General features: G+C 59.4%; 2 protein-coding genes. Both read right to left on the reverse strand.

The window, feature by feature from the left end; genetic code table 11:
• On the reverse strand, nt 1–266 hold a 266-nt coding region (rplX, locus tag AC1DMY_RS21060), incomplete at its 3' end, for a 50S ribosomal protein L24 (protein WP_477166787.1).
• Nucleotides 267–275: 9 nt separating this feature from the next.
• Nucleotides 276–389, reverse strand: a 114-nt coding sequence (locus AC1DMY_RS21065) for an uL14 family ribosomal protein (protein ID WP_477166788.1), incomplete at its 5' end; no start/stop codon positions are given.

Below are 389 nucleotides of genomic sequence, written 5' to 3' on the forward strand. Positions count from 1 at the left end.
CGCTTACCCTCTTCAACCTTGATGCCGACGCGCGACGGCTTGCCATTGGCATCCACGAGCGCAACGTTGGAAATATGCAGCGGCATGACCTTGTCGACCACACCACCGGTGGTGCCCAGCATCGGGTTCGGGCGAGCGTGCTTCTTGGCAACGTTCACACCTTCCACAACGACCTTGTCGCCGAGCATGGCTTGCACGGTACCGCGCTTGCCCTTGTCTTTGCCGGTCAGGACGATGACTTCGTCGCCTTTACGAATCTTGTTCATGGCGGCTCCTTACAGCACTTCCGGTGCGAGCGACACGATCTTCATGAAGCGCTCGGTACGGAGTTCACGAGTCACCGGCCCGAAAATACGGGTGCCGATCGGCTCGAGCTTGGTGTTCAGCAG

This window comes from Dyella sp. 01L423, from assembly GCF_056399945.1.